Origin of the sequence: Methylobacterium carpenticola (genome assembly GCF_042748905.1) — a bacterium.
GTDB lineage: Bacteria > Pseudomonadota > Alphaproteobacteria > Rhizobiales > Beijerinckiaceae > Methylobacterium > Methylobacterium carpenticola.
Map to the genome: position 1 here is coordinate 4,304,431 of NZ_JBHZEO010000001.1, position 20,925 is coordinate 4,325,355.

At 72.2% G+C, this 20,925-nt stretch carries 15 protein-coding genes; 8 read left to right on the forward strand and 7 right to left on the reverse strand.

From position 1 onward, the window contains the following. The first annotated feature begins 241 nt into the window (after window positions 1–241). The 3 genes from ACE101_RS20170 (at window position 242) to ACE101_RS20180 (ending at window position 4,422) form a co-directional block, all read left to right on the forward strand. Entirely contained in the window at window positions 242–3,040 is a 2,799-nt protein-coding gene (locus ACE101_RS20170) for an ABC transporter transmembrane domain-containing protein (RefSeq protein ID WP_379133231.1), read from the forward strand. A 102-nt stretch (window positions 3,041–3,142) separates the two neighbouring features. Continuing rightward, entirely contained in the window at window positions 3,143–3,580 is a 438-nt protein-coding gene (locus tag ACE101_RS20175) for a Crp/Fnr family transcriptional regulator (protein WP_379133234.1), read from the forward strand. Between the two features lie 80 nt (window positions 3,581–3,660). Then, window positions 3,661–4,422 carry an SDR family NAD(P)-dependent oxidoreductase gene (locus tag ACE101_RS20180; protein ID WP_379133237.1) on the forward strand — a complete coding sequence of 254 codons (762 nt, stop codon included), beginning with the start codon at window positions 3,661–3,663 and terminating at the stop codon, window positions 4,420–4,422. 12 nt (window positions 4,423–4,434) lie between these two features. Here the strand turns inward: ACE101_RS20180 and ACE101_RS20185 are convergent, their stop codons facing one another. The 3 genes from ACE101_RS20185 to ACE101_RS20195 form a co-directional block, all read right to left on the reverse strand. Continuing rightward, entirely contained in the window at window positions 4,435–4,878 is a 444-nt protein-coding gene (locus ACE101_RS20185; protein ID WP_379133239.1) for a VOC family protein, read from the reverse strand. A gap of 89 nt (window positions 4,879–4,967) precedes the next feature. Then, complete coding sequence (locus ACE101_RS20190; RefSeq protein WP_379133241.1) at window positions 4,968–5,963, reverse strand: fumarylacetoacetate hydrolase family protein; 996 nt, start codon at window positions 5,961–5,963, stop codon at window positions 4,968–4,970. A 212-nt stretch (window positions 5,964–6,175) separates the two neighbouring features. After that, window positions 6,176–7,234, reverse strand: a complete 1,059-nt coding sequence (locus ACE101_RS20195; RefSeq protein WP_379133244.1) for a zinc-binding metallopeptidase family protein — start codon at window positions 7,232–7,234, stop codon at window positions 6,176–6,178. 241 nt (window positions 7,235–7,475) lie between these two features. Here ACE101_RS20195 and ACE101_RS20200 point away from each other — a divergent pair, with 241 nt between their 5' ends. The 5 genes from ACE101_RS20200 to ACE101_RS20220 all read left to right on the forward strand — a co-directional run bounded on the left by ACE101_RS20200 (window position 7,476) and on the right by ACE101_RS20220 (window position 16,657). Then, window positions 7,476–9,023 carry an acetolactate synthase large subunit gene (locus ACE101_RS20200; protein WP_379133246.1) on the forward strand — a complete coding sequence of 516 codons (1,548 nt, stop codon included), beginning with the start codon at window positions 7,476–7,478 and terminating at the stop codon, window positions 9,021–9,023. 211 nt (window positions 9,024–9,234) lie between these two features. Next, a complete protein-coding gene (locus tag ACE101_RS20205; RefSeq protein WP_379133249.1) occupies window positions 9,235–11,562 on the forward strand; it encodes a putative bifunctional diguanylate cyclase/phosphodiesterase in 2,328 nt (775 codons plus the stop codon). A 113-nt stretch (window positions 11,563–11,675) separates the two neighbouring features. Then, entirely contained in the window at window positions 11,676–12,320 is a 645-nt protein-coding gene (locus tag ACE101_RS20210; protein ID WP_379133251.1) for a L,D-transpeptidase, read from the forward strand. Window positions 12,321–12,644: 324 nt separating this feature from the next. Next, the gene (gene ppdK / locus ACE101_RS20215) at window positions 12,645–15,320 is read left to right on the forward strand and encodes a pyruvate, phosphate dikinase (RefSeq protein ID WP_379133253.1); all 2,676 of its coding nucleotides are present in this window, start codon (window positions 12,645–12,647) and stop codon (window positions 15,318–15,320) included. A 155-nt stretch (window positions 15,321–15,475) separates the two neighbouring features. Continuing rightward, window positions 15,476–16,657: a cell wall hydrolase gene (locus ACE101_RS20220; protein WP_379133256.1), complete on the forward strand. Its 1,182-nt coding sequence runs from the start codon at window positions 15,476–15,478 to the stop codon at window positions 16,655–16,657. A gap of 167 nt (window positions 16,658–16,824) precedes the next feature. On the opposite strand, the gene ACE101_RS20225 is transcribed toward ACE101_RS20220, so the two are convergent. From ACE101_RS20225 to ACE101_RS20240, 4 genes are all read right to left on the reverse strand, one after another. Further along, window positions 16,825–17,034, reverse strand: coding sequence for a hypothetical protein (locus ACE101_RS20225; RefSeq protein WP_379133259.1), 210 nt, complete (start codon window positions 17,032–17,034; stop codon window positions 16,825–16,827). 70 nt (window positions 17,035–17,104) lie between these two features. Continuing rightward, entirely contained in the window at window positions 17,105–19,339 is a 2,235-nt protein-coding gene (locus ACE101_RS20230; protein WP_379133262.1) for a xanthine dehydrogenase family protein molybdopterin-binding subunit, read from the reverse strand. After that, a complete protein-coding gene (locus ACE101_RS20235; RefSeq protein ID WP_379133264.1) occupies window positions 19,332–20,402 on the reverse strand; it encodes an FAD binding domain-containing protein in 1,071 nt (356 codons plus the stop codon). The genes ACE101_RS20230 and ACE101_RS20235 overlap by 8 nt, the downstream gene beginning before the upstream one ends. Further along, complete coding sequence (locus tag ACE101_RS20240; protein ID WP_379133266.1) at window positions 20,399–20,896, reverse strand: (2Fe-2S)-binding protein; 498 nt, start codon at window positions 20,894–20,896, stop codon at window positions 20,399–20,401. Before ACE101_RS20240 ends, ACE101_RS20235 begins: the two co-directional genes overlap by 4 nt. Between the last annotated feature and the right edge of the window lie 29 nt (window positions 20,897–20,925).

A 20,925-nucleotide genomic window follows, 5' to 3' on the forward strand; every position in this document is an offset into this window, starting at 1 on the left:
CTGCCGAGCTCCTCGGCCAAGCTCGTCGGCCCCAAAGCCCATTTCCTCCCAGGCCGCCGCGCCGTAAGCAGATCCACGGCCCGACGGCTCCGACGAGCGGCCGAGCCTCGCCGAGCCCGCAGCGTGTCGCCGCGGTGCCCGGGGGCCTGGCGGGGGCCTGGACGGCGGCGCGTCGAGCATCGGACCGCGAAACGGGGGGCGCATGACGGACGGGGCAGGAGCGGTCGAGCACAATCGGGCCGTGACCGGCTTCGCCGGCCGCTCCGCTCCGCCGGCCGCCGCCCCGCTCGCCGGAAACGACCCGGAGGCGGCCGACGCGGCGGGCGGTCTCGACCGGAGCCTGTTCCGCTACATCTGGCGGCACTCGAAGCGCGATCAGATCCTGATCTGCGCGGTCGTGCTCGCTTCGCTGCCGCTCTACTTCGCGTCCCTCGACCTGCCCCGTCGCATCGTCAACGAGGCGATCCAGGGCCATGCCTTCGAGCACGGCAACGGGTCGGCCCGCTTCCTGGTGCTCCGGCTGCACGTGCCGGACCTGTTCGGCGGCGACCGGCCGCTCTTCGACGGCTTCGAGGTCGACCGGTTCCAGCTGCTGTTCGGCCTGTCCTCGTTGTTCCTGCTGTTGGTGATGATCAACGGCGCCTTCAAGTACTGGATCAACGTCGCCAAGGGCGCGCTCGGCGAGCGGATGCTGCGGCGGCTGCGCTTCCAGCTGTTCTCGCTGATCCTGCGCTTCTCGCCGGAATCGGTCCGGCAGGCCAAATCCTCGGAACTCGCCACCATCGTGCGCGACGAGGTCGAGCCGATCGGCGGCTTCATCGGCGATGCCTACATCCTGCCGGCCTTCCTCGGCACCCAGGCCGCCACGGCCATGGCCTTCATCCTCATCCAGAACGTCTGGCTCGGGCTGATGGCGGCTGGCGTGGTCGGCGTGCAGTTCGTGGTGATCCCGCGCCTGCGCCGCGAACTCCTGCGCCTGGGCCGCCGCCGGCAGCTCGCCTCCCGCCGGCTCGCCGGCCGCGTCGGCGAGGTGGTGGACGGGATCGAGGCGGTGCACGCCAACGGGGCCGAGCCGTGGGAGCGGGCCGAGATCGGCCAGCGGCTCTACGGGCTCTTCGAGCTTCGCCTGCGCATCTACCAGCGCAAGTTCATGGTGAAGTTCCTGAACAACCTGCTCGCGCAGATGACGCCGTTCCTGTTCTACTGCATCGGCGGCTATTTCGCGCTCAAGGGGCAGCTCAGCATCGGCCAGCTGGTGGCGGTGATCGCCGCCTATCGCGACCTGCCGCCGCCGCTCAAGGAGCTGATCGACTGGGACCAGCAGCGGCTCGACGTGCAGGTGAAGTACGAGCAGGTCGTGCAGCAATTCCTGCCCGACCGGCTCCTGCCCCCGGAGACGCCGGGGCGCGACGCGCCGCTCGTCGGCACCCTCGTGGTCGAGGACGTGTGGGTGAAGGAGGCGCACGGCCCGCTCCTCGAAGGGGTCTCGCTCACCGTCGGGCTGCCGACGCGCTTGGGCATCATCAGCGACGGAAGCCCCGCGGCGAGCGCGCTCGCGCGCATCCTCGCCAACCGGCTCGCGCCGTCCCGCGGCCGGGTCATGATCGGCGGGGACGATCTCAACGAATGGGCGTCCCGCGCGCTCGCGCGCCGGATCGCCTATGCGAGCGTCGAGCCGGTGCTGTTTCCCGGGTCGCTGCGCGACAACATCGTGTACGGGCTGCACCGGCCGCCCGAGACGGAGCCGCGGCCCGACAGTCCGGAGGAGCGGCGCCGCCTCGCGGAGGCCCGCCGCACCGGCAACCCGTCCCAGGGCCTCGTCGGCGGCTGGATCGACTACGAGCAGGCGGGCGTGTCCGATGAGCCGAGCCTCGACGCGCTGATCCTCGACTGGCTGCGCCGCGTCGGCATGGGCGAGGAGGTCTACCGGTTCGGCCTGCTCGGGCAGGTCGATCCGGTGCGGCATGCCGACCTCGCCGCGCGGCTGATCGAGGCGCGCCGCGCCCTGCGCGAGCGGCTCGCCGCCAAGGGGATGGAGCACCTCGTCGAGCCCTTCGATCCGGACCGCTACAACCGGCAGGCCACGGTCGGCGAGAACCTGCTCTTCGGCGTGCCCACCACCCCGAGCCTCACCGGCCGGGCGATGGCGGAGCACCCCATCGTCCGCAGCGTCCTCGACGCCAGCGGCCTCACGGGCGACCTCGTGCTGATGGGCGAGCGCATCGCCCAGACGATGCTGGAGATCTTCCAGGGCCTGCCGATGGGCCATCCGCTCTTCGAGCAGTTCTCCTTCCTGTCGGCGGACGAACTGCCGGAATACGAGGCGATCCTGGCGCGGCGCACCGCCACCGAGGCTTCCGACGAGCGCCACGGCGGCTCGTGGTTCTCGCGCACGCGTCGGCGCTGGCTCGGCCTCGAACGCTATAGCGCGGCGGATGCGACGCGGCTCATCGCCCTGCCGCTCGCCTATATCGAGCCGCGCCACCGTCTCGGCCTTCTCGACGAGACCTTGCGCAAGCGGCTCGTTCTCGCCCGCGCGGCCCTGCACAAGGCCTTCGACGATGCCGGGGAGGGCGGCGTCGAGTTCTACGAGCCCAGCGCCGTCTGCGCGGCGGCCCCCTTGCGGGACAACCTGCTGTTCGGGCGCATCAACCAGTCGGTGGCCGACGCGACCGCCACGGTCACGGCGGCGATCTCGGCCACCGTCGAGGCGCTCGACCTCGCGGACGCGGTCGCCCGCGTCGGGCTCGACCATCAGGTCGGCCCGGCCGGGCGCTTCCTCACCGGCGGCCAGCGGGCGGCGATCAGCCTGATCCGCGCGCTCGTGCGCCGGCCCGACCTCCTGGTCCTCGACGGCGCTCTCTCGCCGATGGGCGAGAATCGCGCGCGGGCGGTGCTGACGCTCCTCCTCGAGCATTTCGGCCGCGAGACCAGCCTCGTCGCCGTCCTGCCGAACGACCGCACCGCCCCGCTCTTCGACATGGTGCTGCGGGCGCAGGGCACCTCCATCGCGCCGGAGCGGGAGATGACGGGCACCTAGGCGGACGGGCCGCATGGCTTTTCCCGCCCTGCATGCAACCCAGGGCTGGCGCCGGGCGCAGCCCTGCGGCAAGGTTCGCTCCAGAGAGCCGGGAAGAGAGGCATGACGCTCGAGACCGAGGTGCAGTCGCTGCGCCAAGTGCCGATGTTCCGGGAGGTCGATCCGTCCCGCCTCAAGCTCCTCGCCTTCACGAGCGAGCGGGTGCATTTCGCGGCGGACCAGAAGTTCTTCGACCAGGGCGACATGGCCGACGCCGCCTACCTGATCCTGGAGGGGGAGGCGGCGGTGACGATCGAGGGACCGGGGGGCGCGATCCGCCTCGCGGTGCTCGGCGCCAACGCTCTCGTCGGCGAGATGGGCATCCTGGCCGACCAGCCCCGTTCCGCCACGGTCACGGCGGTCGGCCCGACCACCGCTTTGCGCATCGACCGGCGGGTCTTCCTGGAGCTTCTGAGCCAGTTCCCGCAGATCGCCATCGCGGTCATGCGGGAACTCGCCCACCGCCTGGAGCTGACGAACCAGCAGCTCGCCCAGCGGTGAACGGGCTGATCGTCCGCTGCGCATCGGAGATCAGGCGCCGTGATGCCGGTGCCCGACAATCAAGACGACGAGGAAGCGCCATGGATCTCGCTGCCGGCCTGAAGGGCCGCCACGTGCTGGTGACCGGTGCGTCGAGCGGGCTCGGCGACCATTTCGCCCGTCTCTGCGCCGCCTGCGGGGCGGCCGTGACCGTCGCGGCCCGGCGCAAGGACCGCCTCGACGCCCTCCTCGCCGCCCTCGAAGCCGCCGGCTCGCCGCGGGCCCGCGCGGTCGCCCTCGACGTGGCGGATGCGGATTCGGTCGAGGCGGCCTTCGCGGCCCTCGACGACCTGCCGGACGTGGTCGTGAACAATGCGGGCATCGCCGAGGGTGGGGCGGCGATCGACACGCCCCTCGACGTGTTCGACCGGGTGCTCGCCACCAACCTGCGCGGAGTCTGGGTGATGTCGACCGCGGCGGCGCGGCGCTGGCGCGATGCCGGGCGCGGCGGCGTCATCCTCAACGTCGCCTCGATCCTCGGGCTTCGGGTCGCGGGCGGCGTCGGCCCCTACACGGTGTCGAAGGCCGCCGTGGTGCAGATGACGGAGGCGCTCGCCCTCGAATGGGCGCGCTACGGCATCCGGGTCAACGCGCTGGCGCCGGGCTACATCGACACCGACATCAACCGCGATTTCTTCGAGAGTCCCGCCGGGACGGCGCTCGTCAAGCGCATCCCCATGCGCCGGCTCGGGCAGCCCTCGGATCTCGACGGCGCCTTCCTGCTCCTCGCCGGCGAGGCCTCGGCCTGGATGACCGGAGCCACCGTGCCGGTGGATGGCGGCCACCTCGTCTCGGGGCTGTGAACACCGCGCCGGCTACGGGGGCGGATACGTGATGAATTCCATCAGCGAGCCGTCCGGATCGCGGAAATAGACGCTGATGCCGGGGCCGGCCGCGCCGTTGCGCGGGACCGGACCGAGTTCGACCGGCACCCCGTGCCGGTCGAGATGGGCGATCGCCTCCTCGATCGGGCCCGACCAGCGGAAGCAGAGATCGCTGCCGCCCGGCATGACCGGCCGGCTCGCCCGCGGCTCGCCGATCTGGCCGGGGCCGTGGACGTTGAGCTGCACGCCGCCGAACCGGTAGGCGAAGCCCTTGCCGACCGGCACCGGCTCGGCCCCGAGCACGTCCCGATAGAAGGCCGTGGCCCGGTCCCAGTCCGAGACGTGGATGACGCAGTGATCGAGATGGATCGCCGGCCGCAGCGGCACCTCGGGGAGGTCCGCGGCGAGGTCGGGGAAGGGTTCGGGATCGGGCATCGCGGTCTCGTTCGAGGGGGCGCAAGAGGGGCCGCCAAGCGGGGCGCCACCGTGAGATAGCGCGCCCGCTCCCGGCGGCAGGGGCGGGATCAGCCGGTCACGTCGTGCTCGATCGCGCCGAAGACCGTGTGCCCCGCCCGGTCCTTCACTTCGAGGCGCAGGCGGTCGCCGGGGGCGAGATAGGGCAGGCGGGCCCAGCCCGTGGTCAGGCTCTCGGCCGCCCGCGCCTCGGCGAGGCAGGCATAGCCCGCTCCGCCCTCCGCCACCGGGCGTCCCGGGCCCCCGTCGATGCCGCGGTTCGAGACCGGCCCGGCGCTCACGATGGTGCCGGCCCCGAGCGCCTGCCGCTGCGCCGCCTCCGCGACGAGCGCACCGAAATCCGTGCCGAGATCGGCGCCCGGATCGGGCCGGCCGAGGAGCGTACCGTTATGCGTCACGCAGAGCGGGCGGCGGACCATCCCGTCCTGCCACGCCTCGCCGAGTTCGTCCGGCGTCACCGCCACCGGACCCAGGCTCGCCGAGAAACCCGCCGCGAGCGGCCCCTCGCGGTCGATCCCGTCCGGCTTGAGTCGGTCGCGGCGGATCACCTCGCCGACCAGGGTCACGAGGCGGATGGCACCGAGCGCCGTAGCGGCATCCGCGCCCCGCGCCACGTCGTCCGTGATCACGGCGAGGCCCGCGGCGAGGTCGAGGGAGGCAGCCGGATCCGCCGGGATCGCGGCGCGGGGACCGAGGAAGCCGTCGGAGACCGCTCGGCGCCAGGGCGCCTCGGCGAGGGCAGGGGCTTCCGCACCCTCGGCCTGCCGCAGCAGGCGGTGATGGCTCGGCCATGCCGCGGCGTGCAGGCGCGCGAAGGCCCGTGGCAGCGGCGCCGCGCAATCGTGCTCGTGGAAGCGGAAGGAGGGCACCGACCCGTGTTCGAGCTGCTCGGCCAGCGCTTCGAGGGCGGGCGCGTAACGCTGCCAATCATCGAGCGCCCGCTGGAGCGTCGGCACGACGATGAAGGCATCGGTCGCGCGGGTGAGATCCCGCGAGACGACGACGAGACGGCCGTCCCGGCCGTGCGCGAGGCTGGCGAGCTTCATGCGGCGTTTCTCCCTGCCCGCTCGACGGGAGGCGCCGATGGCGTCGGACGCGTCCCCGGGGCTTCGACCCCATCATGGACGCGTCCGACCGGTCGCGCTACCGCCGAGGCGGCGCGGCGCGCGACTCGGTCTCCTTCGCCGAAGCAGCTGCCGGTTGGGCGGCGATGGTGCAGGGCGGCAAGGTGAGCCGCATGCCTTTCCGCCCGGCCGGCTCACACGCGGCCGTGCACGAGGTCGTGGATGAAGCCGAGCTTGGCGATCACCGGCGGCGCGAGCACGAAGGGATAGAGGTCGTTGAGGCCCATCGCCCGGTTCACGCTGTTGAGCGCGAAGGTGACGGGCAGCCACGTGCTCACGATCTGCTCGATGCTCTCCGCCGCGTAGGGATCGAACCCGATCCGTGCCGCGAGCGTGCCGGTCGCGTCGAGGAGCGGCTGGACCTGCATGCCGAAGGCGCTCGCCATCTCCAGCGTGTCGACGATGTGCAGGTAATGCGCCCAGGTCTCGGCGAAATCCTCCCACGGATGCGTGGTGGCGTAGGCCGAGACGAAGTTCTCCTGCCAGTTCGGCGGCACACCCTCGTTGTAGTGGCGCTGCAGCGCCTCGCCGTAATCCTGGGAATCGTCGCCGAACACCGCCCGGCAGGCGTCGAGCTTGCCGGCATCGCGGACGAGCACGTCCCAGTAATGGTGGCCGACCTCGTGCCGGAAATGCCCGAGCAGGGTCCGGTAGGGTTCGCCCATGGCGGTGCGGCGCTTCTCGCGCTCGGCGTCGTCCGCCTCCACCAGGGCGATGGTGATGACGCCGTTGTCGTGCCCGGTCATCACCTTCGGGCCGTCCGCAGGCGGATCGGCCAGGAAGTTGAAGATCAGGCCGTGCTCCGGATCCTCGGCGCGGGTCGTGAGCGGCAGCTTCCAGCGCAGCAGGGTGTAGAACAGCCGGTGCTTGGCCACCTCCATCTTGCGCCATGCCTCGAGATGGTCGGGGTTCGAGATGTCCGGGATGATGCCGTTGTGGCGGCAGGCGAGGCAGAACTGGTCGTCCGAATCCGGCGGCACCAGCCAATTGCAGGCGTCATGCACCGCGTTGGCGCAGAATCGGCTGGACCGGTCCGGCAGGGCGAGCGGGGTCCATCGGTCACCGCCCGCCGGCTCCAGCGCGGACATCGTGCCGGTCTCGGGAAGATAGGCGAGGCTGTGGCCGCAACGCTCGCAGGTCCGGTTCTCGAAGTACAGGATGTTGCCGCAGGACTGGCATTGGAAGAGTCGCATCGGAGTCTCGCTGCCGCAAAGGAAGGAGGCCGCGGCGCCGAACGGCCCAGCCTCACCCTCCAACGAGCGGGTGGCCTTCGGGATCCCTCGCGCTGCACTATGTCGGCGGATGTTCCGTCCGCCCGGGAGTGGCGCCCGATCGCCTTGCCCTCGGGCGCCACTCTCAACCGAAGACGTGATGCGCCCCCATGCCGGACCGGGACCCGCGCCGGCGGGGCGCGCTCGAGGGAGTATCGTGCCGATGGCCATGAACGGTGCCGAAAGTCTCGTCCGCACGCTCGTCGCGGGCGGCGTTGAAGTGTGCTTCACCAATCCGGGCACGTCCGAGATGCATTTTGTGGCGGCCCTCGACCGGGTCGAGGGGATGCGGGCGGTGCTGTGCCTGTTCGAGGGCGGGGCGACCGGCGCGGCGGACGGCTATGCCCGCATGGCCGACAAGCCGGCCTCGACGCTGCTCCATCTCGGCCCCGGGCTCGGCAACGGCATCGCCAACCTGCACAATGCCCGACGCGCACGCACGCCCCTCGTCAACATCGTGGGCGAGCACGCGACCTATCACCGGGCCTACGACGCGCCGCTGACCTCCGACATCGAATCCCTCGCCAAGCCCGTCTCGGCCTGGGTGCGCACGGGGCTGAGCGCCCGCGACGTGGCGGCGGACGGCGCCGCGGCGGTCGCGGCCGCGCTCACGCCCCCCGGCGGCGTCGCCACCCTGATCCTGCCCGCCGACACGGCCTGGGAGGAGGGCGGCGACGTCGCCGCGGCGCTGCCGGTGCCGCCGCGGACCAGGGTTCCCGACGAGGCGATCACCCATGCGGCCGCGGCCCTGCGCAGCGGGGAGCCGGTGCTCCTGCATCTCGGCGACCGGGCGGTGCGCGGGGAGGGCCGGCGCATCGCGGCCCGCATCGCCGCGAAGACGGGGGCGAAGCTCCTCGCCATGACCTCGAACGCCCGCATCGATCGCGGCGCCGGCAGCGTGCCGATCGAGCGGCTGCCCTATCCGGTCGATCAGGCCCGCGCAGTCCTCGAACCCTATCGGCACATCGTCCTCGTCGGGGCGACGCTGCCGGTCGCCTTCTTCGCCTATCCGGGCAAGCCCTCGGCGCTGGCGCCGGCCACCTGCGACGTCTTCGCCCTGGCGAGCCCCGAGCACGACCAGATCGACGCGCTGGAGCGCCTCGCCGAGGCGGTGGGCGCACCCGCCGCGATCGACGCGCCGGCTCCCGCGCGGCCCGGCCTCCCGGAGGGTGGGCGCCTCGACCAGGACAGCATCGGGCAGGTGCTCGGCGCCCTGATTCCCGAGGGCGCCATCGTCTGCGACGAGTCGATCACGACGGGCCGGAACTTCTTCCCGGTGACGCAGGCCGCCGCGCCGCATACGTGGCTTCAGCTCAGCGGCGGCTCGATCGGCCTCGGCATCCCGATGGCGACGGGCGCCGCCGTCGCCTGCCCCGACCGCAAGGTCATCACCCTGCAGGCGGACGGCAGCGCCCTCTACACGGCGCAGTCCCTCTGGACCCAGGCGCGCGAGAAGCTCGACGTCGTCACGCTGATCTGGTCGAACCGCTCCTACGCCATCCTGCGGGCGGAACTCGCCAATGTCGGGGCCAATCCGGGCCGCAAGGCCATCGACATGCTCACCCTGGACGATCCGCCGATCGACTGGCCGAGCCTCGCCCGCGGCTACGGCGTGGAAGGCCGCCGGGTCGAGACCCTGCCGCAGTTCATCGATGTCTTCCGCCACGCCCTCGCCCGCCGCGGGCCGTTCCTGATCGAAGTGGCGCTATAGGATCGCGGCCACCGGAACGGGCCTGGCCGCCGGAATTCGGCCTCGCGACGGTGCTTCTCCTGATCGTGAGCCGGCGCAATTCAGTTCCCCGTAACGAATATCCCCGCACAAGACAGAGACTGCCGCGGGGGCATGGGTGATGAATACGGGAGCCGACTCGACTGGCGCGCTGCTCCGAGGCTGGGTCTCCGCACGGCTGACGAGCCGGGACATGCCGGCCTACGAGGATGTCGTCCTCGGCGGGCTCGGGCGCATGGCGAGTCGATGCGCCCTCGTATCCGCCGGGCCGGCGCAGGACGCCACGATCTTCTGGGGCGGGGAGGCCTTCGAGGCGTGGCTGGGCGTCGACCCGCGCGGCCGCGCGATCGCGGGGCTGGGCGAGGGTCTGGCGCAGTCCCTGTCGGAGATCATCCGGGACGCGCTCGCCACCGCCGAGCCGGTGCGGTCCCGCTGCAACCGCGTCAGCGGCGGCGTCGTCGCGACGACCGAGATCCTCGGCCTGCCGCTGCGCGGGCGCACGGGCGAGCGCTTCGTCCTTGTCTGCCTCGCGGGCGAGACGACGCGCACGAACCTGCTGAAGGCGCTGTTCGCCGCGACCGGGCACGGGATGGTGGCGGCGAGCGCCGTGCGGGACCCGGACGGGCGCCCCGTCGACCTGCAGATCATCGCCCTCAACGAGGCGGCCGCGGCGATGCTGGGACGCCCGGCCGAGGCGCTGATCTGGCAGCGGGTGAGCGTGGCCCTGCCGCATCTCCGCCATTCGGCCGCCCTGGCGCTCCTGTTCGACGCGCTCGACGGCCAGCAGCGCGTCGCCTTCGAGGTGAACGACCGCGCGGTCGCGGGGGCGCCGCGCCACCTGCGGATCGAGGGCGCCCCCCTCGGCGATCTCCTCGGCCTGATCCTCACCGACATCGACGACAGCAAGGCGCGCGAATCCTCGGCGCGCCTGCTGTTCGAGACCAATCCGCTGCCGATGTGGGTCACGGGGGAGGACGGCCGCTTCCTGGCGGTCAACGACGCCGCCGTCGCGCATTACGGCTTCGCTCGCGACGCCTTCCTCTCGATGGACCTCTCCGAGATCGCCGTCGGCACGCCCGCCGGTTTCGACGGGTCGTCGCGCCACCGCCGCCGCGACGGCAGCCTGATCGACGTCACGGCCTTCACCCGCGCGATCCCTTTCGAGGGGCGCTCGGCGCGGCTGACGGCCCTCGTCGACGTGACGAGCCAGCGCCGGGCCGAGGCGCGCATCGTCCACATGGCGCATCACGACGCCCTGACGGATCTGCCCAACCGCGTGCTCTTCCGCGAGCGGCTGATGGCGGCGATCGCCCATCAGGCGGCGGGTGGCATCGTCGCGCTGCTCTGCCTCGACCTCGACCGCTTCAAGCTCGTGAACGACACGCTCGGCCATCCCGCCGGCGACGCGCTGCTGCGTCAGGCCGCCGCCCGGCTCACGGCCTGCGTGCCGGACGGGATCGTCTCCCGTCTCGGCGGCGACGAGTTCGCCATCCTGGTCGGGGTGCCGGAGCGCGAGGCGGCCAGCGCGATCGGCGAGCGGGTGATCGCCGCGCTCACCCGGCCCTTCACCATCGGCGGCCACGAGGTCTGCGTCGGCGCGAGCGTCGGCATCGCGCTCGCCCCCGGCGATGCCGGGGATCCGGACATGCTCCTGCGCAAGGCCGACATGGCGCTCTACGCGGCCAAGGCCGCCGGGCGCCGGACGGCGCGCGCCTTCGAGCCCGCGATGGAGGCCGAGATCCAGGCCCGCCGCGCGCTGGAACGCGACCTGCGCGCCGCCTTCGCCGCCTCCGGCCTGCAGGTGCATTACCAGCCGCAGCGCGAGAGCCGCGACCTCGGCATCGTCGGCTGCGAGGCGCTGCTGCGCTGGAACCACCCCGAGCGGGGCTTCATCTCGCCCGCCGAATTCGTGCCGATCGCGGAGGATATCGGGCTGATCGGCCCGCTCGGCGAATGGGTGCTCCGGACGGCCTGCCGGGAGGCCGCCGGCTGGGCCCGGCCGGTCCGGGTCGCCGTCAACCTCTCGCCCCTCCAGTTCCGCACCGCCGACCTCGCCGGGCAGGTGCGGGCGGTCCTCGCGGAATCGGGCCTCGATCCGCGCCGGCTGGAACTGGAGATCACCGAGTCGGTGCTCCTCTCCGACAGCGCCGCCAACATCGCGCTGCTGCACGACCTGCGCGCGCTCGGCGTGCGCATCGCCATCGATGATTTCGGAATCGGCTATTCCTCACTGAGCTATCTGCGCACCTTCCCGTTCGACAAGATCAAGATCGACCGCTCGTTCACCGCGGCCCTCGGCAGCGACCCGCACTCGGCGGCGATCGTGCGGGCGGTGGCCGACCTCGCGGTCAATCTCGGGATGGACACCGTGGCGGAGGGGGTGGAGACGCAGGAGCAATCCGTGCTGCTGCGCCTGTGCGGCTGCACCGAACTCCAGGGTTTCCTGCTCGGGCGGCCGGTCCCGGCCGAGGAGTTCCGCCGTCTCGTCGCCATGACCGACATCCCGCCGATCGCCGCCTGAGCCGCCGCGCTTCCCCACGACCCTGCGGCCCGCACGACACACATCCGGGCGTCGGATGCCGTTAGGAGGAAAGGAGAGACGTCAGACGAACCAGAGTCATGAGGTGCCCTGCCATGTTCCCGCGCCGGATCCTTCTCGTCCTTGCCGCGGGCCTGCCGCTCGCAGCCTGCAACGCCCGCGCTCCCGTCAAGGTCGCGGCCGTGGACGATCCCGCGGCGTGGTACATCGGCGCGATGCCGGATCAGCCCTACGACGTGCCCCTGGTCGATCGCAGCCGGATGGATCCGAAGTACCGGCGCCAGGTGGTCGCCTATGCGGGGCCGGAGAAGCCCGGCACCATCGTGGTCGATATCGACGAGCGCCTGCTCTATCTCGTGCAGGACAACGGCGAGGCCGTGCGCTACGGCGTCGGGGTCGGCAAGCTCGGCTTCTCGTGGAAGGGCACCGCCACCGTGGGCCGCAAGGGCGTCTGGCCCGATTGGGGGCCGACCGCCACCATGGTGAGCCTCAACCCGGACCTGCCGCGCTCGCGCAAGGGCGGGCTCGACAACCCGCTCGGCGCCCGGGCGCTCTATCTCTACCAGGGCCCGCGCGACACGCTGTTCCGCATCCACGGCACCAACGAGCCCTGGAGCATCGGCGAGCAGATGTCCTCCGGCTGCGTGCGCATGCTCAACGAGGACATCGTCGACCTCTACAACCGGGTGCCGGTGGGCACCACCGTGCTGGTCAAGCGGCACGGAAAGTACCGGGCCTGACCGGCCCGGGCCGCGCGAGGCCTCCGCGCGGCGTCGTGACGCGGCCACGCTTGGTCGCCGCAGACGCGGTCATGACGATCGGTCCGGCTCATCACCGGCCGGTCTTCGCGCGTGTGCGCCGTGTGCGCGGCGCGACTATGCCGCGACTGGCGAAGAATAAAGCGGCGATCGGCCTGAACTCTACGGTTTAGGCGGATTCCGTGGTCCCGGCCCGAATCGCGGGGAGAGGAGCGGCGGCGCCCCACCGTTCAGCTTGCGTTGTGCCGAGGGATGGTCCAACCCCGCGAGGCGTGAGGTTGCAACCCGGACATACGGACGAACACCATGGCGAAGTGGGTCTACACCTTCGGCGACGGCAAGGCCGAAGGGCAGTCGTCGATGCGCAATCTGCTCGGCGGCAAGGGCGCGAACCTCGCCGAGATGTCGAATCTCGGCCTGCCTGTGCCGCCCGGATTCACGATCACGACCGAGGTCTGCACCTATTTCTACGATCACGGCCGGGAATACCCGCCGGAGCTGAAGGCGCAGGTGGATGCCGCCCTGGAGGCGGTCGGCGGGCTGACCGGGCGCTGCTTCGGCGATGCCGAGACGCCGCTCCTCGTCTCCGTGCGGTCGGGCGCCCGGGCCTCCATGCCCGGCATGATGGACACCGTCCTCAACCTCGGCCTCAACGACACCACCGTCGAGGCGCTGGCCCGCGGCTCGGGCGACGAGCGCTTCGCCTATGACAGCTACCGGCGCTTCATCACCATGTACTCGAACGTGGTGCTCGGCGTGGAGCACCACACCTTCGAGGAGGCGCTGGAGCACTACAAGGAGTCCAAGGGCCTCGACCTCGACACCGACCTCTCGGCGCAGGACTGGAAGCACCTGATCGGCGAGTACAAGGGGATCGTGAAGCGCGAACTCGGCCAGGACTTCCCGCAGGATCCGCAGGCCCAGCTCTGGGGCGCGATCGGCGCCGTCTTCGGCTCGTGGATGAACCCGCGCGCCAACAAGTACCGCGAATTGCACAACATCCCGGCGAGCTGGGGCACCGCGGTCAACGTGCAGGCCATGGTGTTCGGCAACATGGGCGACACGTCGGCCACCGGCGTCGCCTTCACCCGCAACCCCTCGACCGGCGAGAAGGCGCTCTACGGCGAGTTCCTGATCAACGCCCAGGGCGAGGACGTGGTGGCGGGCATCCGCACGCCGCAGGACATCACCGAGGCCGCCCGCATCGAGTCCGGCTCCGACAAGCCCTCGATGGAGCGGGCGATGCCGGAGGCCTATGCGGAACTCGTCCGCATCTACGGCCTGCTCGAACACCACTACCGCGACATGCAGGACATGGAGTTCACCGTCGAGAACGGGAAGCTCTGGATGCTGCAGACCCGCAACGGCAAGCGCACCGCCAAGGCGGCCCTGCGCATCGCCGTGGAACTCGCGGCCGAGGGCCTGATCACCGAGCGGGAGGCGATCGGCCGGGTCGAGCCGGCCTCCCTCGACCAGCTCCTGCACCCGACCATCGACCCGAAGGCCGAGCGCAAGGTGATCGCCACCGGCCTGCCGGCCTCGCCGGGCGCGGCCTGCGGCGAGATCGTCTTCAACTCTGAGGAGGCGGAGGCCGCCAAGAAGGCCGAGCGCAAGGTCATCCTGGTGCGCGTCGAGACGAGCCCCGAGGACATCCACGGCATGCACGCGGCCGAGGGCATCCTCACCACCCGCGGCGGCATGACCTCGCACGCCGCCGTGGTGGCGCGCGGCATGGGCAAGCCCTGCGTCTCCGGCGCGGGCGCGATCCGGGTCGACTACAACGCCCGCACGCTCTCGGTGGGCGGCGTGACCCTGAAGGCCGGCGACCTCGTCACCATCGACGGCTCGAACGGGCAGGTGATCCGGGGCGAGATGCCGATGCTGGAGCCCGAACTCTCGGGCGACTTCGCGACCCTGATGGGCTGGGCGGACACGGTGCGGACCATGAAGGTGCGCGCCAATGCCGAGACCCCGGCCGACGCGCGCGCGGCCCGCAACTTCGGCGCCGAGGGCATCGGCCTCTCGCGCACGGAGCACATGTTCTTCGACGAGGGCCGCATCACCGCCGTGCGCGAGATGATCCTCGCCGACGACGCCGAGGGCCGGCGCGCCGCGCTCGCCAAGCTGCTGCCCTACCAGCGGGCGGATTTCGTGGAGCTGTTCACCATCATGTCGGGCCTGCCGGTGACGATCCGGCTGCTCGATCCGCCGCTGCACGAATTCCTGCCGAAGGAGGAGGAGGTCGCGGCCTTCGCCGCGGAGACCGGCCTGCCGGCGGACAAGCTGCGCCGCCGCATGACGGAGCTGCACGAGACCAACCCGATGCTCGGCTTCCGCGGCTGCCGCCTCGCGATCCTCTTCCCCGAGATCGCCGAGATGCAGGCGCGGGCGATCTTCGAGGCCGCCGTCGAGGCCGGCAAGCAGACCGGCAAGCCGGTCATCCCCGAGGTGATGGTGCCGCTCGTCTTCACCAAGGCCGAGTTCGACCTCGTGAAGGCGCGCATCGACGCGATGGGCAAGGCGGTCGCGCAGGAATCCGGCGTGACGGTCGAGTATCAGGTCGGCACGATGATCGAGCTGCCGCGGGCGGCCCTGCGGGCCGGCGACATCGCGCAGACGGCGGAGTTCTTCTCCTTCGGCACCAACGACCTGACGCAGACGACGCTGGGCATCAGCCGCGACGACGCGGGCACCTTCATCGGCTCCTACACGAAGAACGGCATCCTGACCTCGGATCCCTTCGTGTCGATCGACCAGGAGGGCGTCGGCGAACTCGTGAAGCTCGGCGTCGAGCGCGGCCGGGCGGTGCGTCCGGGCATCAAGCTCGGCATCTGCGGCGAGCACGGCGGCGATCCGGCCTCGATCGCCTTCTGCCAGGAAGTCGGTCTCGACTACGTCTCCTGCTCCCCCTACCGGGTGCCGATCGCCCGCCTCGCCGCCGCCCAGGCCGCGTTGCAGGAGAAGCCCCAGAGCCAGGCCTGAGGCCGGCGACGGCCGCCGCTCCCCGGAGCGGCGGCCCGAATTAACCCCCGCGAAACCATACGCACCGATCATCCCGGGCAGCCGCGATGCGGCTGTCAGTGCAACAGCCGCGGGATCGGAGCGTGGGGAAGAGACGGACAGTGCGGGGGAGGGGCGTGCGGTGGATCTGCGCCGCCACGGCTCCGTGGGCGGTCGCCACGGGCGTCCTCGTCTCGTTCACCGCGGCGGCGGGGGTGGATTCCTCCCTCGGCGCCAGCGCCATCCCGGCCCTGACCGCGCGGGCCACGCCGCCCCTGCCGGTCGAAGGGTTGATCGGTCCCGTGAGCCTCACCGGCCCGGGCCTGACCGCGCCGCTCGATGCCGAGCCGCTGCGCGCCGATCTCAAGACGGATGCGGGGCTCTCACCGCTGCCGCAGCGCGGCGCCAAGGCCGATGCGCTGCTGCCGGCCCGCGTCGGCAGCCTGCACCGGCTCGCCGCGATCCGCCGCTCCGGCTGGTTGAGCGGTGCGGGCAGCGGGATCGCTTCCACGCTCACCACCGGCCCGGCGGTGTGGGACCCCGAGGTCGAGCCGCTGAACGGCTTCGTTCCGTTTCCCGAGGGCGAGGGGTTCGACCGCGCCGCCGAGAGTTCGCCGACGAGCGGTGCCTCGCAGGAGACCCGCGGCGCCTCGACGGGCGGGCGCACCCGCGACGCCCGTCAGGACGGCGGCACGCCCGCGGTGCCCCGGGCGGTCGCCCTGTCGTCGACCACGCCCGCGCCCGCCGACGCCACCCCGATCGAGGTCGCGGCGGCTCCGGTCGCCGGCGGCTTCGTCTCGCCCCGCCTCGATGCGCGCAGCGGCGTCACCGCGGTGGCACGCATCGCGCCCGACGCGCTCCCGACCGAGGAGGCGCGGCGGCGCTACGCCGATCTCATCACGCCGGACAACGCCGAGAAGGAGCAGCGCTGCCTCGCGGAGGCGGTGTATTTCGAGGCGCGCGGCGAGCCGGAGCAGGGTCAGGCGGCGGTGGCGCAGGTGGTGCTGAACCGCGCCAAGAGCGGGCTCTATCCCGCGAACATCTGCGGCGTCGTCTACCAGAACCGGCACCGCTATCTCGGCTGCCAGTTCTCCTTCGCCTGCGAGGGCCGCTCGCTGCGGGTCAACGACGAGGCCGCCTGGACCATCGCCACGCGCGTCGCCAAGGCGGTTGTGGAGGGCCGCACCTATCTCGCCGATGTCGGCGGCGCGACCCACTATCACGCGGATTACGTGCGCCCGCGCTGGTCGCGCCGTCTACGCAAGATGGACGTCATCGGCCGCCACATCTTCTATCAGCTCAAGCCCGGCCAGACCTGACGAGCGCCACTGGCGTCGGGACTCCTCGTCCCGGCACCGCTTGCGGTTCCATAAGATACCTTATGCGAATCAGGGCTGCAGGCGCAAAGTCGAACTGTCCCACCTGAGCCCCGTGCAAGCCGGTCGCAATGCCGGTCGGCCGTGTCGGCCTCCCCGGCCGACCGCGCCTACCGGTGCACCGGCCCCTCGGCCTTGGCCGTGCCGAGAATGCAGAGCGAGATGCCAGCGACGCCGATCAGCGTCCCGATGGCCGATTGGTGGATGTAGGACCAGTAATAGCCCGGCCCGCCCACCGCGATCCCCGCGAGCGTCAGGAGGAGGCCCCGGAACGGCGACGCGTTCTGGGCGTCCGGCATGTCGTGGGTTGCGGCATCCATGGGCAGGCCTCGATGGTGCGATCTGCCATCAACGCGGGGCATGCAGCCCGGGGTTCCCCGGGCCGCGCGATCAGAGAAGCCGGTCCAGGGTGATCGGCAAGTCGCGGACGCGGATCCCGGTCGCGTGCCGGACCGCGTTGGCCACCGCGCCGGCCGTGCCCGTGATGCCGATCTCGCCCACGCCCTTGATGCCGAGGGCGTTCACGTGCGGATCCTCCTCCTCCACGAGGATCGCGTCGAGGGACGGCACGTCGGCGTTCACCGGCACGTGATAGTCGCCGAGATTGGCGTTCATGATCCGGCCGGAGCGCGGATCGTGCACGGCCTTCTCGTGAAGCGCGAAGGAGACGCCCCAGATCATCCCGCCGTAATACTGGCTGCGCACCAGCCGCGGATTGATCACCCGGCCGGCCGCGAAGGCGCCGACGAGCCGCGTGCAGCGCACTTGGCCGAGATCGGGATCGACCTTGACCTCGGCGAAGACGGCGCCGTGGGCGTGCATCGCGTAGGATTCCCGCGCCGCCGGATCCGTGCTGCTCGATCCGCGGCCCTCGACCGAGGCGCGGCCCGCGCGGGCGAGGATCTCCGTGAAGGCCTCGCCCCGGCTCTCGTCGTCCCGGCGCAGGAGCCGTCCGTCGCGCGCCACCACGCCCGTATTGCCCGCGCCGAACAGCGGCGAGCGCTCGTCCGCCATGGCGAGCGCGGCGAGTTCCGCGATCGCCGCCGTGCCGGCGGCGTGGATGGCCGAACCCGCCGTCGCCGTATGGGCCGAGCCGCCCGCGATGCCGGCATTGGGCAGGCGGGAATCGCCCATGCGGAAGCTCACCTGATCGGGCGTGAGGCCGAGGGATTCCGCTGCGATCTGGGCGAGCGCCGTCCAGGCCCCCTGCCCCATGTCATGGGCGCCGATCTCGACGCTCGCCGCCCCGTCCGCCGTCAGTTCCGCGCGCGCCTCGGCCTGGAACATCAGCGCCGGGAAGGTCGCGGTGCCGAGGCCCCAGCCCACCAGGAGCCCGTCGGCGTCGCGCATCTGCCGGGCCGCGCGCGGGCGCGAGGCCCAGCCGAACCGCTCGGCGCCGAGCCGGTAGCACGCGCGCAGGGCCTTCGAGGAGAAGGGCCGTCCGGAGGCCGGCTCGCGCTCGGCGTAGTTGCGCAGGCGGAATTCCAGCGGATCGAGGCCGCAGGCCTCCGCCATCTCGTCGATGGCGCTCTCCAGCGCCACGCTGCCGGTGGCCTCGCCCGGGGCCCGCATGAACAGCGGGGTTCCGGTGTCGAGCCGCACCGCCCGGTGCGAGGTGGCGAGCGCGGGCGTGGCGTAGAGCGTGTGCGAGACGCCGCCGGCCGGCTCCACGAAATCGTCGAAGCTGCTCGACGCCGTGAGCGTGCGGTGGTCGAGGGCGAGGAGCCTGCCGTCCGCATCGGTGCCGAGGCGCAGCGTCTGCCGGGTCGGGGCGCGGTGGCCGACCGGGCCGTACATCTGCTCGCGGCGCAGCACGAGCTTGACCGGCCGGCCGAGGAGCCGTGCCGCCATCGCGCCGAGCACCTGCGGCCCGGAGATCAGGCCCTTCGAGCCGAAGCCGCCACCCAGGAACGGGCTGCGGATGTGGATCGCGTCCGGCCGGATCCCGAACAGGCCGGCGAGCCGCCCCTGCGCGATCGCCATGCCCTGGCTCGGCGTGTCGAGAGTGAGTTCGTCCCCCTCCCAGGACGCCACCACCGCGTGCGGCTCCATGGCGTTGTGGTACTGGGCCGCCGTTTCATAGGTGGCCTCGACGCGCCGCTCGGCCCGGGCGAGGCCCGCCTCCACGTCGCCGGTCGCCATGTCCGGTGGTTCCCCGACGCCGATCGCCTCCGGCCGGTAGGGCTCGGCGGAATCGAGACCGGTCCGGGCCGGCTCGGCCTCGTAGCGCGGAGCGAGCAGGGCCGCACCCTCGGTCGCGGCTTCCAGGGTCTCGGCGATCACCACGGCGATGGCCTGGCCCGGATAGCGGACGCGGGAATCCTGGAGCAGCTCCATGCGGAAGGTGAAGGGATCGGCCTTCTCGTCTGGATGACGGGCGAGCGGCGGGGCGTTCTCGGGCGTCATCACGGCGACCACGCCCGGATGCGCCTGGGCGGCCGCGACGTCGAGGGACACGACCCGTCCCCGCGCGATCGTGCTCGTCGCCAGGACGGCGTGGAGCATGCCGTCCGGGTGATGGTCGGCGGCGTAGTGCGCCGCCCCCGTGACCTTGAGCCGGCCCTCCCGGCGGGTGAGCGGCTGGCCGAGATTCGACCCCTGACGCAGGCGGACGGGCTCAGGCATGGGTGATCTCTCCGGCGATCTCTCCCGGCGCGGGGACGAGGACGGAACCCGGCAGCGCCGGCAGGCGGGCGGGCGTTCCCAGGGCCGCGCGGGCGAGGGCCCGCGCGACGAGGCGGCGGGCGAGTCCGATCTTGAAGGCGTTCTCCCCCGAGGGAGACGCGGCGGCGAGCACCGCCTTGCCCGCGCGGGCGAAGGCCTCCGGGTTCGGGGCCGCGCCGACGAGGAGATCCTCGGCCGCCCGCTCCCGCCAGGGCTTGAGCGCCACGCCGCCGAGGGCGATGCGCGCCTCGGCGATCCGGCCGCCATCGAGGCGCAGGGCCGCCGCCGCCGAGACGACCGCGAAGGCGTAGGAGGTCCGCTCACGCAGCTTCAGGTAGCGGGAATGGCCGGCGAAGGCCGCGGCCTGCGCCGGGAGCCGCAGGGCGGTCACGAGCTCGCCGGGCTCCAGCACCGTCTCCCGGTCGGGGGCCGAATCGGGCAGGCGGTGGAAGGCCTCGAGGGGCACCGCGCGGGGCCCCGCCGCACCGGCGATCTCCACCACCGCGTCGAGGGCGACGAGGGGCACGCAGAAATCGGACGGATGGGTCGCGATGCAGTGCTCGCTCCAGCCGATCACCGCGTGCTGGCGGTTCTCGCCGCCCCGGGCATCGCAGCCCTCGCCCGGCTGGCGCTTGTTGCAGGCGCTCGCCGGATCGAAGAAGTAGGCGCAGCGGGTGCGCTGCAGGAGGTTGCCCGCCACCGTCGCGGCGTTGCGCAGCTGCGCCGAGGCTCCCGAGAGCAGCGCCTCGGCCACGGCCGGATGGGATCCGGCGAAATCCGGATCGTGGGCGAGGTCGGCGTTGCGCACCAGCGCCCCGATGCGCAGCGACCCGTCGGGCAGCCGCTCGATCCGGTCGAGGCCGGGCAGGCGCGACACGTCGACGAGGCGGCTCGGCCGCACGATGCCGCCCTTCATCAGATCGACCAGATTGGTGCCCCCGGCGAGGAAGACGGCGCCGGGCGCCGCGCCCGCCGCCACCGCCTCGGAGACGGAGGCCGGCCGGACGTAGTCGAACGGATTCATGCCGCCTCCCCGCGATCGTGCTGCCGCAGGCGCGCCTGCGCGTCGCGGACGGCCTCGGTGATGCCCGCATAGGCCCCGCAGCGGCAGAGATTGCCGCTCATCCCCTCGCGGATCCGCTCTGGATCGTCGCCCGCCTGTCCCTCGCGGATGAGCCCGACCGCCGACATGATCTGGCCCGGGGTGCAGTAGCCGCATTGCAGCGCGTCATGCGCGATGAAGGCCTCCTGCACCGGGTGGAGCGTGTCGCCCTCCGCGAGCCCCTCGATGGTGAGCAACTCGGCGCCGTCGTGGCTGACGGCGAGCGCCAGGCAGGCATTCACCCGCCGCCCGTCCACCAGGATCGTGCAGGCGCCGCACTGGCCGCGGTCGCAGCCCTTCTTGGTGCCGGTGAGCTGGAGGCGTTCGCGCAGCAGATCGAGGAGCGTCACGCGGGCGTCCTCCAGAACCACCGCCTGCGCGGCGCCGTTCACGGTGAGGGTGATCGGAATGGGCATGCCGCCTCCTGTCCGGATGCACAGGGGAG